Genomic DNA, 17,080 nt, shown 5'->3' with positions numbered 1-17,080 from the left:
TTCCCCTGAGGGGGAGGGCCAATACTCGAAATGATACGACCCGCCGGCGGCTCCCAAACCGCCGGAGAGGGACTTTGCATCCATGTTCACCCCGGAGAGGGCTTTGATATGAACATCTCCAGATTCTTTGTCGACCGCCCGGTCTTTGCCGGCGTTCTTTCGGTCCTCATCCTGGTTGCCGGCCTGATCGGCCTGCGCGCGCTGCCGATTTCCGAATATCCGGAGGTCGTGCCGCCGTCGATCGTCGTGCGCGCTACCTATCCTGGCGCCAACCCGTCCGTCATCGCCGAAACGGTGGCAACGCCGCTCGAAGAGCAGATCAACGGTGTCGAAGGCATGCTCTATATGGCCAGCCAGGCGACATCGGACGGTGTGCTCAACGTCACCGTTACCTTCAAGCTCGGCACCGACCCCGACAAGGCGCAGCAGCTCGTGCAGAACCGCGTTTCACAGGCCGAACCGCGCCTGCCGGCGGAAGTCCGTTCGCTCGGCATCACGACGGTCAAGAGCTCACCCAACTTCATTATGGTCGTCAACCTCGTCTCCGACGGGAACAATCACGACATCACCTATCTTCGCAATTACGCGACCCTGAACGTCAAGGATCGGCTCGCCCGCATCGCAGGCGTCGGTCAGGTACAGGTCTTCGGCGCCGGCGACTATTCCATGCGTGTCTGGATCGACCCGCAGAAGGCCGCCGAGCACAATCTTGCCGCCAGCGACATCAGCAGCGCGATCAGCTCCCAGAACATCCAGGCCGCCGCCGGTATCATCGGCGCATCGCCGAGCCAGCCCGGTGTGGACCTGCAGCTCAACGTCAATGCCCAGGGCCGCCTGCGCACGCCCGAGGAGTTCGGCAACATCATCGTCAAGACGGGCGCCAATGGCGAGATCACCCGCCTTCGCGATGTCGCCCGCATCGAGCTCGGTGCTGCGGACTACACGCTGCGTTCGCTGCTCGACGGCAAGCCGGCCGTCGCCGTCGCCGTTCTTCAGGCGCCAGGTTCGAACGCGATCGAGATCGCGGACAATGTGAACGCGACCATGGATCAGCTGCAGCTCGCCATGCCTGAGGGCGTCAAATACGAGATCGTCTATGATACGACGAAATTCGTGCGGGCCTCGATCGAGAAGGTCATCGACACGCTGCTCGAAGCCATCGCGCTCGTCGTCCTCGTCGTCATCCTGTTCCTGCAGACGTGGCGCGCCTCGATCATCCCGCTGATCGCCGTTCCTGTCTCGATCATCGGCACCTTCGCGGTCATGTATGTCTTCGGCTTCTCGATTAACGCGCTCAGTCTGTTCGGACTGGTGCTTGCGATCGGTATCGTCGTCGACGACGCGATCGTGGTGGTCGAAAACGTCGAGCGCAATATCGAGGAAGGCCTGTCGCCGCGGGCTGCCACCTACAAGGCGATGAGGGAAGTCTCCGGTCCGATCGTCGCGATCGCGCTGGTCCTCGTCGCGGTCTTCGTGCCACTTGCCTTCATCTCCGGCCTGTCGGGTCAGTTCTACCGCCAGTTCGCGCTGACGATCGCGATTTCGACCGTCATCTCGGCCTTCAACTCGCTCACCCTGTCTCCGGCGCTGGCAGCCCTTCTCCTGAAGAGCCATGATCAGCCGAAGGACTGGCTGACGCGGTTCATGGACGCTATCTTCGGCTGGTTCTTCCGCGGCTTCAACCGTGTCTTCGGCGCGGGCTCGAATGCCTACGGCAAGGGCGTGGGCGGGCTGTTGTCGCGCAAGAGCATCGTCATGGTGATCTATCTGGCGCTGGTCGGTGCGACCTACAGTCTGTTCAGCACTGTTCCCGGCGGCTTCGTGCCGTCGCAGGACAAGCAGTATCTGATCGGCTTCGCTCAGCTGCCGGATGCCGCAAGCCTCGACCGCACGGAGGACGTCATCAAGCGCATGACCGACATCGCGCTGGCGCAGCCGGGCGTTGCCAATGCGATCGCCTTCCCAGGCCTGTCGATCAACGGCTTCACCAATTCCTCGAATGCCGGCATCGTCTTTGTGACGCTGAAGGACTTCGAAGAGCGCAAGACGCCTGATCTCTCGGGCGGCGCAATCGCCATGGCGCTGAACCAGAAGTTCGGCGTCATCCAGGATGCCTTCATCGCCATGTTCCCGCCGCCGCCGGTCAATGGTCTCGGCACGACGGGCGGCTTCAAGCTGCAGATCGAGGATCGTGCCGGCCTCGGCAACCAGGCACTCGACGAGGCGACCAAGGCAGTGCTTGCAAAGGCCTACCAGACGCCTGAACTCGCCGGGCTGTTCTCCAGCTTCCAGATCAACGTGCCGCAGCTCTATGCCGATCTCGACCGTGCCAAGGCCGAGCAGCTCGGGGTTTCCGTCACCGACGTCTTCCAGACGCTGCAGATCTATCTCGGTTCGCTCTATGTGAACGACTTCAACGCTTTCGGCCGCACCTACAGCGTCCGCGTTCAGGCCGATGCGAAATTCCGCGCCCAGCCGGAAGATATCGGCCAGTTGAAGGTCCGTTCGGCATCGGGTGAGATGATCCCGCTTTCGGCCCTCTTGAAGGTGGAGCCGAGCACCGGTCCGGAACGCGCGAACCGCTATAACGGCTTCCTTGCCGCCGATATCAACGGCGGTCCGGCACCGGGCTTCTCGTCCGGTCAGGCGCAGGCGGCAATCGAGAAGATCCTTCACGAGACCCTGCCTGCGGGCATCGACTTCGAATGGACGGATCTGACCTATCAGCAGATCCTGGCCGGCAATTCGAGCATCGTCGTCTTCCCGCTGGCGCTGCTGCTCGTCTTCCTCGTGTTGGCCGCCCAGTATGAAAGCCTGACGCTGCCGCTTGCGATCATCATGATCGTGCCGATGGGCGTGCTGGCCGCGCTGACCGGCGTCTGGCTCACCGGTGGAGACAACAACATCTTCACCCAGATCGGACTTGTGGTGCTTGTCGGTCTATCGGCGAAGAACGCGATCCTGATCGTGGAATTCGCCCGCGAACTGGAGTTCGAGGGAAGGACACCGCGGGAGGCCGCGATCGAGGCCAGCCGCCTTCGCCTTCGCCCGATCCTCATGACCTCGCTCGCCTTCATCATGGGCGTCGTGCCGCTCGTCATCTCCACAGGCGCCGGCGCGGAAATGCGCGCGGCCATGGGTGTCGCGGTCTTCTCCGGCATGATCGGCGTGACCTTCTTCGGCATCTTCATGACGCCGGTGTTCTACGTGCTGCTGCGGCGGTTGACGGGCAACCGTCCGCTCGTCCAGCACAAGCCGGACGAACACAAGGAAGAAGAGGCGGAGGTCATCCGGCTCGCGGCGGAATAAACGGAATTCAACCTTCCTTTGTCGGGTAAATCGGGCGGGAACTTCGGTTCTCGCCCGTATCGTTTTCAGGGCATGAGGCCGAAGTGCGCGCGGCCTTCGGACGACGCCCTCGAGGGCATGCGACAAATATGCGTTACGTCCGTCAAAACGGTTTGCAACGATGGGCGAGGGGACTATCAAAGACGGACAACAGTTGGGAGGACTGAATGACGAGTTCGAGAGAAGGTCATGACGGCAGGCGGATCGCCTTTCTCGGCACCGGCCTGATGGGCGCGCCGATGGCTCGCCGGTTGCTGGGCGCGGGCTTTGCCGTCACCGTCTGGAATCGGGATCTCAGCAAGGCCGAGGCGCTTGCGGAAGACGGCGCGGTCTGCGCGAAAACACCTGATGATGCCGTCTCGGGCGCCGACGTCGTCATCACCATGCTGACCAACGCCGAGGCGGTGGAGGACGTGTTGTTCGACCGCGGAGCGGTCGATGCGATGACGTCTGGCACAACGGTCATCGACATGAGTTCGATTGCCCCGCATTTCGCCCACGACCATTCTGCAAGGCTTGCCGAACGCGGCGTCGATCACGTCGATGCGCCGGTATCAGGCGGCGTCGTCGGGGCGGAAGCGGGTACGCTTGCGATCATGGCGGGCGGTGACAAGGACGTGATCGACCGGCTTGCGGATATCTTTGCGCCGATGGGGCGGGTGACCCGCGTCGGTCCGAGCGGGGCAGGCCAACTCGCCAAGCTTGCCAACCAGCAGATCGTCGCGGTGACGATCGGCGCCGTCGCCGAAGCGATGATGCTGATCGAAGCGGGCGGCGGCTCGCAGGCCGCATTCCGCGACGCCATTCGCGGCGGCTTTGCCGAGAGCCGTATCCTCGAACTGCACGGCAAGCGCATGCTCGAGCGGCAGTTTACCCCAGGCGGTTCGTCCAGCAACCAGCTGAAGGATCTGAACGCCGCCATGGAGACGGCCAAGACCCTGTCGCTGACGCTGCCGCTGACGGCGGCGGTGCATGCCGAATTCAGCGAATTCGTCGCCAATGGCAATGGCGAAAAGGATCACAGTGGCCTGCTCCTCCATCTCGAAGAGAAGAATGCCCGGCCGGGAGAAAAACAGTGACGGACAGCCATTCGGCGAAGCGGCGCCTGCGTTCGCAGGACTGGTTCGACAATCCCGATCATATCGACATGGCAGCGCTCTATCTGGAGCGCTTCATGAATTACGGCATCACGCCGGAAGAACTGCGCTCCGGCAAGCCGGTCATCGGGATTGCCCAGAGCGGCAGCGATCTCACGCCTTGCAACAGAGTGCATGTCGAGCTTGCCAAGCGGGTGCGCGACGGCATCCGCGATGCCGGCGGCATTCCGATCGAGTTTCCGACGCATCCGATCTTCGAGAATTGCAAGCGCCCGACGGCGGCACTCGACCGCAATCTCGCCTATCTCGGCCTCGTCGAAATCCTCTACGGCTATCCGCTCGACGGTGTCGTGCTGACCACCGGCTGCGACAAGACCACGCCTTCAGCGATCATGGCTGCTTCGACGGTCGATATTCCGGCGATCGTGCTCTCCGGAGGGCCGATGCTCGACGGTTGGCACGAGGGGGAGCTGGCGGGCTCCGGGACGGTGATCTGGCGGATGCGGCGGAAATATGCGGCAGGCGAGATCGATCGGGAGGAATTTCTGCAGGCGGCGCTCGATTCTGCGCCTTCCGTCGGCCACTGCAATACGATGGGCACCGCTTCGACGATGAATGCGCTGGCCGAGGCGCTCGGCCTTTCGCTGACCGGCTGTGGCGCCATTCCGGCCGCTTACCGCGAACGCGGCCAGATGGCCTACCGCACCGGGCGACGCGCCGTCGAAATCGTGTTCGAGGATCTGAAGCCGTCGGATATCCTGACGCGCGAGGCTTTCCTGAATGCGATCCGCACCAATTCGGCGATCGGCGGCTCGACCAACGCGCAGCCGCATCTGGCCGCGATGGCGAAGCACGCCGGCGTCGAACTCTATCCCGACGATTGGCAGGTACATGGTTTCGATATCCCGCTGCTGGCCAATGTCCAGCCGGCGGGCGCCTATCTCGGAGAGCGCTTTCATCGTGCCGGCGGTACGCCGGCGATCATGTGGGAGTTGCTGCAGGCCGGAAAGCTCGCCGGCAACTGTCGCACGGTGACGGGCAGGACGATGGCCGAGAACCTAGAGGGCAAGGAAGCGCGCGACCGCGAGGTTATCAAGCCGTTCGCTGAGCCGCTGAAGGAGCGGGCGGGCTTCCTCGTTCTCAAAGGCAATCTCTTCGATTTCGCGATCATGAAGATGAGCGTGGTCTCGGAGGATTTCCGCCGGCGCTACCTTGAGGAACCCGGGCACGAAGGCGTCTTCGAGGGCAGGGCGGTGGTTTTCGACGGTTCCGAGGACTATCACAAGCGCATCAACGATCCCGAACTCGGTATCGACGAAAATACCATCCTCGCCATCCGCGGCGCCGGGCCGATCGGCTGGCCGGGTTCGGCTGAGGTCGTCAACATGCAGCCGCCGGATCATCTCCTGAAGCGCGGCATCAGCAGCCTGCCGACGATCGGCGACGGCCGCCAGTCGGGCACGGCGGACAGTCCCTCGATCCTCAACGCCTCGCCGGAGAGTGCAGCGGGAGGCGGCCTCGCCTGGCTTCGTACCGGCGATATCATCCGCATCGACTTCAACCACGGGCGCTGCGACATGCTGGTCGAGGACGCCGAGATCGAACGGCGCAAGGGCGACGGCATCCCGCCAGTGCCGGCGGATGCGACGCCGTGGCAGCAGATCTACCGCCGCTCGGTGACGCAATTGTCGGACGGCGCGGTGCTGGAGGGAGCGGCGGAATTCCGCCAGATCGCAAAAAACCCGCCGCGGCACAACCACTGATCTTAAAGGTGCCGCAGACTGCAAGTCCTTTGATCCAAAAGGGGAAAGTCGTAACGAACAGTTCACCTAGTCATTAGTTCGGTCATCAGCACAAGGCTTCATTAATGCCGGCTTGAGACCATATTGCCGTTATGCAAGCTTCTAAGGCTGGGACCGCGTTGCCAGAGATCAAAGCCACACGATCCGAACGGGAGTTCCAGGATCTTCTGCGTCGGCTCGAACTCGCTCTCGATGCATCCCAGATCGGTGTCTGGGAGCACAGCATCGAGCAGGACGGGATCTTGTGGGATGCACAGATGCATCGTCTCTACGAGACCGGCGAGACGTGCCGGCTGGTGCCGGCATCGCTTTGGTCGGATGCCATCCATCCCGATGATCGCGAGCGGGCCGAACGCGACTTCGAGCAGGCGATAACGACGCGCGGCGCCTATAATTCGCAATTTCGGATCGTGCTGCCGAGCGGTGAAATCCGCCATTTGCGTTCGCGCGCGCATTTCTATGTCGATGCGGAGGGTCTGCCTTCCTTCATCGGCGCCGAATGGGATGTGACGGCCGACATACTGCTCAACGCGGAACTGGCGCGGCAAAAGGTGGTGGCCGAGGCGAGGGCGCTGGCGCTCGAGGAAAGCAATGCCCGCATCGAGCATGTCGCCGATCATGACTATCTCACCGGCCTGCCGAACCGGCGCCTTCTCGACAAGCGGCTGGCGGAGTTGCCAGCCGACAAAAGCATCACGACGCTTGCCGTGCTGCATCTTGACCTCGACCAGTTCAAGCAGATTAACGACAGCCACGGTCATGCCGCTGGCGACGCCGTTCTCAGGGCCGCAGCACTTAGAATCACCGCCGCCATTCCTGCAAATGGCGTGGTCGCCCGCGTTGGCGGCGATGAATTCGTCATCGTACTGGTCAATTTCGCCGATCTCACTGAGCTGAAGCTGATCACCGAGGACGTCCAGCGTCGGCTGCGGAAGAAGATCCGCTTCGGCCAGGAGATGCTGCAATCCGGCGCCTCGATCGGCGTTTCCTGGAGCGGCGATCGGCGTGCGCGCAACCTGCTGGCCGAATCCGACCTGGCGCTCTACCAGGCCAAGAAGCTCGGGCGCAACCGCGTCGAATTCTTCACGCGGCAATTGCAGGAGGATCTGCGCTCCAAACGTCGCCTCGCCGAAGAGCTGAAGCTTGGGCTGGAGCGCGGTGAGATCCTTCCCTATTATCAGGTGCAGCTCGACGCCCGGACGCGGGAGGTCATCGGCTTCGAGGCGCTGGCGCGCTGGAAACATCCGGAGAAGGGCGTGCTCGCTCCGGGGGTATTCCTGAAGATTGCCGATGAGCACGGACTTGCGGCGGAGATCGACGCGGCGATCCTCAAAAGCGTTCTCGAAGACCGGCTGTTCTGGCTGTTGCGCGGCCTTGCGGTTCCGCGCATCGCCGTCAATATCTCGGCGTCGCGGCTTGCCGATCCTGCACTGCTCGACAAGCTGAGGAAACTCGATATCCCGCCCGGCGTGATCGTCTTCGAACTGGTCGAGACGATTTTCCTCGACGACAGCGACCAAAAACTGCTCGATCATATCGGCGATATCAAACAGATGGGCATCGACATCGAGATCGACGACTTCGGATCGGGCCATGCCTCGCTGATCGGTCTCGTCAAGCTGCGGCCGAAACGGCTGAAGATCGACCGGCAACTCGTCACCGAGGTCGTCAGCTCGGCCGAGCAGCGGCGCGTGGTGGGTTCGATCGTGGAAATCGCGAAGGCACTCGATGTCGAGGTGATCGCCGAGGGCATCGAGACCGAGGCGCATGCCGTTGTGCTGGCGCAGCTCGGCTGCGACGGCCTGCAGGGTTATGCGTTCGGTTATCCCGCACCGGCGGCGGAGACAGACCGTCTGTTCTCATCGATGACGCGCCGAATCGAAAAGCAGAAGACCGTGATGGGCAGTTGAACGGCCGGTGATCCTTCTGCGGGCAACTGTCATCGCTCCCGGTTTTTTGCCGCGTCGCGGAGGTGATTTCGGACGAACGCTTCTCTCGTCTTTCAAATTCGCAGGCGGTCTCTTTTCGGCGCGGCTTTTTATTCGCATCGGCAGGAAGATAATTGGCGTGCAAGTAATTTTCTTGAGCTTGCAACGGCATTGTTTCATGGTAATGCGGAAACGAAGCTTTCTGTATTGCATCGAAAAATGATTATACGCGTCGTCAAGTCCATGAGCGCGGCTCTCCATCGTTCGCAGGTGCAATCGAGAGCTGGGGCCTGACAATTGCTTTGCCGTTGCCGGGATGGACTTGCGGGACATTTAATCTAGGAAAGTCGCATGAATTCGGAATTTGCCGTTCGTTCGATGCGGCCCGGCGAACTTGAACTCGTGCTCGAATGGGCGCGTCAGGAAGGCTGGAACCCTGGCCTCGACGATTCGCTTGCATTCCTCGAGGCCGATCCGTCAGGATTTTTCGTCGGCTCCATCGGCGAAGTCCCCGTCGGTTCGATCTCGGTCGTCAAATATGGTGAGAGTTTCGCCTTCCTGGGCCTTTACATCGTCCATCCTGATTTTCGCGGCAAGGGTTATGGCAAGGCGATCTGGGAGACGGGCATTGCCAGCGCGGGAGACCGCACGATCGGTCTCGACGGCGTCGCCGCACAGCAGGACAACTACCGCAAGGCCGGCTTCGAGCCAGCCTATTCCACCATTCGCTACGGCGGCGTCGCCACCTCCTTGCCGGTCTCGACGCTTGTCGCGCAGCCGGTGCTGGATTCACGCCTCGAAGGCCTGCAGCGCTATGATTCGGCGATCTTTCCGCAGCCGCGGGATGCCTTCCTCACCTCCTGGTGCACCGGCCGCAAGGGCCGCCGTTCGGCGGTGGTGCGCAAGAGCGGCAAGATCCGCGGTTACGCCACGATCCGCCGCTGCTACGAGGGCTACAAGATCGGCCCGCTCTTTGCCAATGATGCCGACAGCGCCGCGGCGTTGCTTGCCGAATTGATCCCCGAGGCGAAGGGGGCCGCGGTCTTCATCGATATTCCCGCAGAGAACCACGAGGCGGTCGCGCTTGCCGAAGGCATCGGTCTTCAACCGGTGTTCGAGACGACACGCATGTATCGCGGGTCGGCGCCGGCCATTCCGCTGAAGCACGTCTTCGGCGTGACGACGCTGGAGCTTGGTTAAAGCCTTTTCCCGACCGGGAAGGCTTTAATCCACGGGTGAGGCGGGCACGGTCGGCGACGAAGCTTTGGGACGGCCCTTTTCGGCGATGGCAATGCCGCCCAAGGTCAGTACCAGTGCGATTACATGGAAAGACTGCAGCTGCTCGCCGATCAGGGCGACGGAGAGCAGCGTTCCGAACACTGGCACGAGATTGATGAAGAGGCCAGCCCGGTTGGCGCCGATTGCGACGACGCCCTTGATATAGAGGATCTGCGCCACCAGCGATGGGAAGATCGCCGTGTAGAGAGTGATGACCCAGCCGGTGTGGTCCGGCCACTGCGCAGCACCTCGTCCAGCCTCCCAGAGGATTAGCGGCAGCGAGGTCAGCATGGCGCCGAGCGCCGGGACCGCCATCAGCGTGCGCCAGTCGAGCGGCGGCTTCCAGCGCAGGAAGATCGTGTAGACGGAATAGGCGGCAATGGCGATCAGCATCAGCCCATCGCCGCGGTTGAGGCTGAGTTGCAGGAGCGTTGCGAGGTCGCCATGCGCGGCGGTCAGGGCGACGCCGATCAGCGTCATGCCGAAGCCGAGACATTGCGCCAGCGAGATGCCGGTACGGAAGAACATGAAATTTAGCAGGAAGATCAGCATCGGGATGCCGGCCTGCTCAATGGCGACGTTGATCGCCGTCGTATATTGCACGGCCGAGTAAAGCATGGCGTTGAAAAGGGTGTAGCCGATGACGCCGTAGAAAAGGAGCAGCGGCAGGTTCTTCCTCACCACCGGCCAGTCCTTCCGCAGTTGCGGTAGCGAAATTGCGGCGATCATCGCGACGGCAAGGAACCAGCGCAGGAAGGTCAGCATCATCGGGCTGATATGCCCGAGCGCGAGCTTGCCGGCGACAGAGTTGCCACCCCAGCAGAGGGTAGCGATAACGAGGCAGATATAGGCCGTGGCTTGCAAGAGCGTTCTTCCCGTCTTTCCGCGATCGCCGAGCGCGGCGTTTTGTGACGGGAAATAGCCTGCCGGCTGCTGATTTGTCACGTAAAAAGCCCAATCTGCTGTGACAACAGGGTCGCTTTCCAAAAAACAAAGCTTTATAGATGCGCGGGTTTGAGCAGGTGCGCGGTTCCGCGCCGGTAACAGGAAGAGTTGGATGACGAACGTAGTCGTGGTCGGTTCGCAATGGGGTGACGAAGGCAAGGGCAAGATTGTCGACTGGCTTTCGGAGCGTGCAGATATCGTTGTGCGCTATCAGGGCGGACACAATGCCGGCCATACGCTCGTCATCGACGGCACGAGCTATAAGCTCTCGCTGCTTCCCTCCGGCGTCGTGCGTCCCGGCAAGATGGCGGTGATCGGCAACGGCGTCGTCGTCGATCCGCATGCGCTGATCGCCGAGATCGGCCGGCTGGAGGCGCAGGGCGTGACGGTTACGCCTGACAATCTGCGCATTGCAGACAATGCGACGCTCATCCTGTCGCTGCATCGCGAGCTCGACGCGATGCGCGAGGATGCGGCGTCGAACAGCGGCACCAAGATCGGCACGACGCGCCGCGGCATCGGCCCGGCCTATGAAGACAAGGTCGGCCGCCGCGCCATCCGCGTCATGGATCTTGCCGATCTCGAGAGTCTTTCCGGCAAGGTCGACCGTATTCTGACGCATCACAATGCGCTTCGCCGCGGCCTCGGCGTTGCCGAAGTCAGCCACCAGGCGATCATGGACGAACTGACCTCGATCGCCGATCGGGTGCTGCCTTTCCGTGATACGGTCTGGCTTTTCCTCGACAAGGAGCGCCGCAAGGGTGCTCGCATCCTCTTTGAAGGCGCGCAGGGCAGCCTGCTCGATATCGATCACGGCACTTATCCTTTCGTGACCTCCTCGAACACGGTCGCCGGCCAGGCCGCAGCCGGTTCCGGCATGGGACCCGGCTCGCTCGGTTATATCCTCGGCATCACCAAGGCCTATACGACGCGCGTCGGCGAAGGCCCGTTCCCGACTGAGCTCACCGACGAAATTGGCCAGTTCCTGGGCGAGAAGGGGCATGAGTTCGGTACTGTGACGGGGCGTAAGCGCCGCTGCGGCTGGTTCGACGCTGCACTCGTACGCCAGTCGGTTGCCACCAACGGCATCACGGGCATCGCGCTCACCAAGCTCGACGTGCTCGACGGTCTCGAGGAATTGAAGATCTGCGTCGGCTATATGCTCGACGGCGAACAGATTGATCATCTTCCCGCAAGCCAGGGAGCGCAAGCTAGGGTCGAACCTATCTACATCACGCTGGAAGGGTGGAAGGAATCGACCGTCGGCGCTCGCAGTTGGGCGGATCTGCCGGCACAGGCGATCAAATATGTTCGACAGGTCGAAGAACTGATCGGGGCGCCTGTCGCGCTCCTTTCCACCAGCCCGGAGCGGGATGACACGATACTTGTGACCGATCCGTTTGAGGATTAAGCTCACGGGTCACTGTGGAGGATGGTTCGGTAGAGTGCCGGACTTCTTGAGAAAGTACTGATGGCGGATTTTATTGCAGTCATTCGGCGGGCCGTCGACGGCCTGGCTGAAAATACCCCCGAGATGCGGGTGAAGGTCTACGAACGTGCCCGCGGCGCAGTGCAGCGGCAGCTCGAGAACATGAAGCCGCGTCCGCCGGAAGCCATGCTGCAACGCCAGCTCGAAAAGCTCGAGGCTGCCATCCGCGAAGTGGAAGGCGAACACTCCGAGGCGATGCCGCTCGATGAGCCGGTAGCGGCCGTCGCCGCGTTGGAATCCTTCGAAGAACAAGCGGTTTCCGACGAAAGTGAACCGGCGCCGGAGACGGCTGTCGAGGAACCGGCATACGAAGCCTATGCGGAACCGCAAGCGGCCGAGGCCGCCGACGAGCCCGATCGCGTGGAAGCCGCCGCGCCGGAGGAGGCTGAGGAAGAGGTCGCTGCCGAGGAGCCTCTTTCCCAGGAAACACTCGTTTCTCCTGAAACAGCCGTTCCCGCGGAAACCGCTGTTTCCGCCGAGACACCGGTTTCGCCGGAGACATCCGGTCCGGCTGAAACATACTGGCACCCCTCGCATGAGGAGGAAGCACCGGCCGAGGAATGGCATGCCAGCGAGGCGCGCGACGTCGCTGCTGAAGACGTGCCGGCCGAACATGACGGCTGGGAAGCGCCAGCCTCCGAGCATCGCGACGAGCAAGCCAACGAAGACCGGGCCGACGAGCAGCATCCCCCGGAAGCCGACGCGATCGCGGACGAACCTGCGGCGGTGGACAGCGAGGAGCCGGAGGCCGAGGAGGCTTACGAGCCCGTCGAGCCGTTGCAGCCGATCACCCGCGGCATAGACCACGCATCCAACCGGCTGGTGGAGCCGGTCGCCGACTTCGATCGTCCGCAGGAATTTGTCGAGCACAGCCGCGAGGAGCCGTTGCAGGCCGAAGCTGCGGCGCATTTCGACCCCGTCTGGACCGAGCCCGTTGCCGAAACGCCGGCTCCGGCGCCCAAGGATGCGGAGACCGAATGGGCGGAAGAGGAACTCCGGCAATATTCGGAGACCGCGCCGGCGCCGATTACCGCCGATGCCTCGGCGCGCGCCTTCGAGGAGGTGATATCGAGCCTCGAAAAAGTGGCACCCGCCGCCATCATGCCGGCCGCCAAGGAAAGTTTTTCCTGGGAGACGGCCGCCTTCGACGATCTGCCGCCGATCGAGGCCGACAGCGGTAAGAAGACACCGGTTGCCTCTCATTTCGACGATGTCGATATTTTCGCGGAAGTGCACAACGGCAAGCCGGCGCCCGCTAGCGGCGCGCCGAGCGAGGACTGGCGAGAAGCGAAAGCGCTGCGCGGCTACGACCGCCGCGGCTCGGTCGCCGCTGACGACGATGACGCCAATCCGTCGATGGATATCGATCAGATTGTCGCCTCCAAGCTGCAGGGCAAGAGCTTCCGTATGGAACCGAAGCGCCGCCGCTTCGGCATCGGCACCGTGATCACGCTCATCTTCGCACTCATCCTGATCGGTGGCGGCGCCTATGCAGGCTGGACGAACAGAGAGGCATTGGTGGCGATGGTCGACGGGCTCGTCAGCTCGGCACCATCGCAGGCGACCAGGAACGAGGCGGCAACGCCGCCGGACGGTTCGTCGACGCCTGCCCAGCCGGGCGCGGTGACGCCAGCCCAGCCGACCGCACCAGGAGCGCAGAATACTCCAGCGACGCCGGCACAGCCGAACCCGCAGGTAGCGTCAATGAACAATGACGGCGCTGCGGCCAATTCGAAATTCACCCAGCGGCTGCTGACTGATGGAACTGAGGTCGATAGCGGACCGGCGACCGTGCCGGGAACGCCGACCGCGGAAGGAAAATCGGTGGCCGAACAGAATGTCGCGGCAGCCGATACGCCGCCTGCCAGCGCGCAGGGTGATGCGGCACCCGCCGCCACGCCGACGCCGAACGGTGCGGCGGCATCGCCGCCGCAGGCCGCGCCCGTCGCTTCGTCGCAAAAGATGTTCCTCTATGAGGAGCGCATCGGCCAGAGCTCGCCGACGGCGATCGAGGGATCGGTCGTCTGGAGCGTGCAGCACGAGGCCGGCCAGGGCGGCCGGCAGGAGGCGACGGTGCAGGGCAATGTCACGGTTCCTGAGCGCAATCTCTCGGCTCTCGTCACCTTCAAACGCAATTCCGATCCGTCGCTGCCGGCAAGCCATCTCGTCGAGATCGTCTTCTCGGTGCCGCCGAATTTCGAAGGCGGCAGCATCGACAGTGTCCAGCGCATCTCGATGAAGCGCACGGAACAGGACCGCGGCGATGCGCTGATCGCGGTTCCGGCCAAGATCACCGACGATTTCCATATGATCGCGCTCAACGACTACCCTGATGCGCGCAAGGCCAATCTCGACCTGATGTCGACCCGCAACTGGATCGATATTCCGATCACCTACCGCAACGGCCGCCGCGCGCTGCTGACGATGGAAAAGGGCGGTACGGGAACGGACGCCTTCAATACTGCGATCAAGGAATGGACCGCGCTCGGAGATGTGTCGACGAGCCAATGAGGTGTTTACGCAATGCCAGCGCTCCCGGATCTTGATGGGGTGCTGAGGCTGCGGACAGAGATGAATGAAAAAGAAAAGGCGGGCCGCAAGGACCCGCCTTCTTCAATTGTATCACGCGGCAGGTTATGCCGTGGCTTCAACGACGCGGACGGCCTTGGCCCGTTCCAGGGCTTCCTTGCGAACCGCGTCCTGCACCTTTTCGAAGGCGCGGACCTCGATCTGGCGAACGCGTTCGCGGCTGATGTCGAATTCGGTCGAAAGGTCTTCCAGTGTCACTGGATCTTCAGCGAGGCGGCGAGCCTCGAAGATGCGGCGTTCGCGCTCGTTCAGCACGCTCATCGCTTTCGCCAGCATGCGCCGGCGGGTGTCGAGCTCATCCTGTTCGATCAGCACGTCTTCCTGGCTGTCATGGTCGTCCACCAGCCAATCCTGCCATTGACCGCCGTCACCTTCGGCCGCCTTGATCGGCGCGTTCAGCGAGGCGTCGCCGGAGAGGCGGCGGTTCATCGAAATGACCTCCTCCTCCGAGACCTTCAGCTTGGTGGCGATCTCCGAGACGTGCTCCGGCTTCAGGTCGCCGTCATCGATTGCCTGGATGCGGCCTTTCAGCCGGCGCAGGTTGAAGAACAGGCGCTTCTGGTTGGCGGTCGTGCCCATCTTCACCAGCGACCACGAACGCAGGATATATTCCTGGATCGAGGCCTTGATCCACCACATGGCATAGGTGGCGAGGCGGAAGCCGCGCTCGGCATCGAATTTCTTGACGGCCTGCATCAAGCCGACATTGCCTTCAGAGACGACTTCGCCGATCGGCAGGCCATAGCCGCGATAACCCATCGCGATCTTCGCGACGAGGCGAAGATGGCTGGTGACGAGCTTGTGGGCGGCATCGCGATCACCATGCTCGGCATAACGCTTGGCGAGCATGTATTCCTGCTGCGGCTCCAGCATCGGAAACTTGCGGATTTCGTCGAGGTAACGATTGAGACCGGCTTCACCGGCGGTAATGGACGGCAAGGTATTTCGGGCCATAGTGCACCCTCCTAAAGTGAATTCCGGTTCCCGATGAAAACGCATCCTCGCGTTAAAAAAGGCGAACCGGGACGTGCGGCTCTCTCCGAGCCCGCACTAAGTCAATATACAGATAAGTGTGGCGAAACGGCGGTTCAAGGTGCCGCTCACGCAGGTGTGAGTTGGGCAGGCGGCATTCGGAGCCCGGCTTTATCGCCGCAGCGCTTCGACCAGTTCGACCATATCATCCGGCAGCGGCACCTCAAAATGCATGATTTCGCCGGTGCGGGGATGCTCGAACTGCAGCATGAAGGCATGCAGCGCCTGGCGGCCGAAACCGTTGACGATCTTGCGTATCTCTTCGGGCAGGAGATTGGCCTTGGTCTTGAAGCCGGCGCCGTAAACCGTGTCGCCGAGCAGCGGATGGCCGATATGGGCCATATGGACACGGATCTGATGGGTGCGGCCGGTTTCGAGGCGGCACTCGACCAGCGAGGCGAACGCGGTCGCATCCGGCTTCTCATGGAAGCGCTCGACCACCTGGTAATGCGTGATCGCCTCGTCGGCGTCCTGACTGTCGGGGCGCTTGACGGCACGGCGCGTGCGGTCGCCGGTGGCGCGGCCAAGCGGGGCATCGACCATGCCCGACAGTGAGCGGGGCCGGCCCCAGACGACTGCCTGATAGGCCCGCTCCAGCGGCATGGTGCGGCCGTGGTCGGCAAATTGCAGCGACAGGTGGCGATGGGCAATGTCGTTCTTGGCGACGACCATGACGCCTGTCGTGTCCTTGTCGAGACGGTGGACGATGCCGGGGCGGCGCACGCCGCCGATACCGGAGAGCGTATTGCTGCAATGGTGGATCAGCGCGTTGACCAGCGTCCCTGTCCAGTTGCCGGCGCCGGGATGGACGACGAGACCGGAAGGCTTGGAGATGACGATGACGTCGTCATCCTCATGGAGGATATCGAGCGGGATGTCCTCGCCCTGCGGCGTCGGGTCTTCCGGCTCGGGCAGCGTGAGTTCGAAACTATCGCCGGTGCGCACCTTGCGCTGCGGGTCGGTGACGGGTTCGCCGCGCAGAAAAACCTGGCCGTCCTTGATCAGCGCCTTGATGCGGCTGCGCGAAAATTCCTCGCCCACCTGCGCCGTCAGCCAGGCGTCCAGCCGGCCTTCGGCGCTTTCATCGGCGGTCAGGACTTTTCTATTGCCGGCTGCTTGTTTAAAGGGGTCGCTCAAGACGCTTCTTCTCCGACGTATTTTTTTAGAACGGGACGCACAGATGACAGCAATCGAGCCAGACGACCAGGAAGAGAAGCCCCTTGATCCGGCGATGGAAAGTGTCCGGCGCAAGATGGTCCGCCTGCAGATCGTTTCCGGCGCCATCATGTTCGTGAGCCTTATGGCGGTCTTCGGCGCGGTTGTCTACAAGGTGATGCACAGCGAACCGAAGGAGACGGCGTCGGCTGTTGCCGCCTCCGGCGTGCCCTCGGATGCGCCGCTTGCGGCGACCGTTTCCTTGCCGCTCGGCTTCAAGGTGCAGTCCACCTCGCTTTCGGCCGGACAGCTCCTGTTCTACGGCGAAACGGCCGAGGGCAAGAACAAGGCGCTGGTTTACGATCTCAGGACCGGCCGCACCGTCGCCGACGTCACTGTTACGGGCAATTGAGGCCG

The 17,080-nt window shown here is 62.6% G+C and carries 11 protein-coding genes; 8 read left to right on the top strand and 3 right to left on the bottom strand.

Features of this window, described 5'->3' with window-relative positions; translation table 11 throughout:
- Positions 1-108 precede the first annotated feature (108 nt).
- From AC244Q_RS17520 to AC244Q_RS17500, 5 genes are all read left to right on the top strand, one after another.
- Entirely contained in the window at positions 109-3,309 is a 3,201-nt protein-coding gene (locus tag AC244Q_RS17520; protein WP_113546038.1) for an efflux RND transporter permease subunit, read from the top strand.
- Between the two features lie 206 nt (positions 3,310-3,515).
- A complete protein-coding gene (locus tag AC244Q_RS17515; RefSeq protein ID WP_128408120.1) occupies positions 3,516-4,427 on the top strand; it encodes an NAD(P)-dependent oxidoreductase in 912 nt (303 codons plus the stop codon).
- A complete protein-coding gene (locus AC244Q_RS17510; RefSeq protein ID WP_113546036.1) occupies positions 4,424-6,208 on the top strand; it encodes an IlvD/Edd family dehydratase in 1,785 nt (594 codons plus the stop codon). Before AC244Q_RS17515 ends, AC244Q_RS17510 begins: the two co-directional genes overlap by 4 nt.
- A 131-nt stretch (positions 6,209-6,339) precedes the next feature.
- Entirely contained in the window at positions 6,340-8,157 is a 1,818-nt protein-coding gene (locus AC244Q_RS17505) for a putative bifunctional diguanylate cyclase/phosphodiesterase (RefSeq protein ID WP_113546035.1), read from the top strand.
- A 369-nt stretch (positions 8,158-8,526) separates the two neighbouring features.
- Positions 8,527-9,375 carry a GNAT family N-acetyltransferase gene (locus AC244Q_RS17500; protein ID WP_128408121.1) on the top strand — a complete coding sequence of 283 codons (849 nt, stop codon included), beginning with the start codon at positions 8,527-8,529 and terminating at the stop codon, positions 9,373-9,375.
- A 24-nt stretch (positions 9,376-9,399) separates the two neighbouring features.
- Here AC244Q_RS17500 and AC244Q_RS17495 read toward each other — a convergent pair whose 3' ends face one another.
- A complete protein-coding gene (locus AC244Q_RS17495; RefSeq protein WP_128408130.1) occupies positions 9,400-10,317 on the bottom strand; it encodes a DMT family transporter in 918 nt (305 codons plus the stop codon).
- A 193-nt stretch (positions 10,318-10,510) separates the two neighbouring features.
- Here AC244Q_RS17495 and AC244Q_RS17490 point away from each other — a divergent pair, with 193 nt between their 5' ends.
- Entirely contained in the window at positions 10,511-11,809 is a 1,299-nt protein-coding gene (locus tag AC244Q_RS17490; RefSeq protein WP_128408122.1) for an adenylosuccinate synthase, read from the top strand.
- Between the two features lie 60 nt (positions 11,810-11,869).
- Positions 11,870-14,398: a RodZ family helix-turn-helix domain-containing protein gene (locus AC244Q_RS17485; RefSeq protein ID WP_128408123.1), complete on the top strand. Its 2,529-nt coding sequence runs from the start codon at positions 11,870-11,872 to the stop codon at positions 14,396-14,398.
- 123 nt (positions 14,399-14,521) lie between these two features.
- Here AC244Q_RS17485 and rpoH read toward each other — a convergent pair whose 3' ends face one another.
- Entirely contained in the window at positions 14,522-15,430 is a 909-nt protein-coding gene (gene rpoH / locus AC244Q_RS17480; RefSeq protein WP_003561986.1) for an RNA polymerase sigma factor RpoH, read from the bottom strand.
- 189 nt (positions 15,431-15,619) lie between these two features.
- On the bottom strand, positions 15,620-16,645 hold the full coding sequence (locus tag AC244Q_RS17475; protein WP_012758708.1) for an RluA family pseudouridine synthase: 1,026 nt from the start codon (positions 16,643-16,645) through the stop codon (positions 15,620-15,622).
- Positions 16,646-16,688: 43 nt separating this feature from the next.
- On the opposite strand from AC244Q_RS17475, the gene AC244Q_RS17470 reads away from it, so the two are divergent.
- Positions 16,689-17,075 carry a hypothetical protein gene (locus AC244Q_RS17470; RefSeq protein WP_097620379.1) on the top strand — a complete coding sequence of 129 codons (387 nt, stop codon included), beginning with the start codon at positions 16,689-16,691 and terminating at the stop codon, positions 17,073-17,075.
- The last annotated feature ends 5 nt before the right edge of the window (positions 17,076-17,080 follow it).

This window comes from Rhizobium sp. CB2179, from assembly GCF_057653455.1.
Note: the sequence above shows the minus strand (reverse complement) of the source record. Positions and strands in the feature narration are given on the sequence as shown.

Coding starts and splice junctions, on each gene's coding strand:
- rpoH (WP_003561986.1), bottom strand. CDS start 15,430: ATGGCCCGAAATACCTTGCCGTCCATTACCGCCGGTGAAGCCGGTCTC.
- AC244Q_RS17470 (WP_097620379.1), top strand. CDS start 16,689: ATGACAGCAATCGAGCCAGACGACCAGGAAGAGAAGCCCCTTGATCCG.
- AC244Q_RS17520 (WP_113546038.1), top strand. CDS start 109: ATGAACATCTCCAGATTCTTTGTCGACCGCCCGGTCTTTGCCGGCGTT.
- AC244Q_RS17515 (WP_128408120.1), top strand. CDS start 3,516: ATGACGAGTTCGAGAGAAGGTCATGACGGCAGGCGGATCGCCTTTCTC.
- AC244Q_RS17500 (WP_128408121.1), top strand. CDS start 8,527: ATGAATTCGGAATTTGCCGTTCGTTCGATGCGGCCCGGCGAACTTGAA.
- AC244Q_RS17490 (WP_128408122.1), top strand. CDS start 10,511: ATGACGAACGTAGTCGTGGTCGGTTCGCAATGGGGTGACGAAGGCAAG.
- AC244Q_RS17485 (WP_128408123.1), top strand. CDS start 11,870: ATGGCGGATTTTATTGCAGTCATTCGGCGGGCCGTCGACGGCCTGGCT.
- AC244Q_RS17505 (WP_113546035.1), top strand. CDS start 6,340: ATGCAAGCTTCTAAGGCTGGGACCGCGTTGCCAGAGATCAAAGCCACA.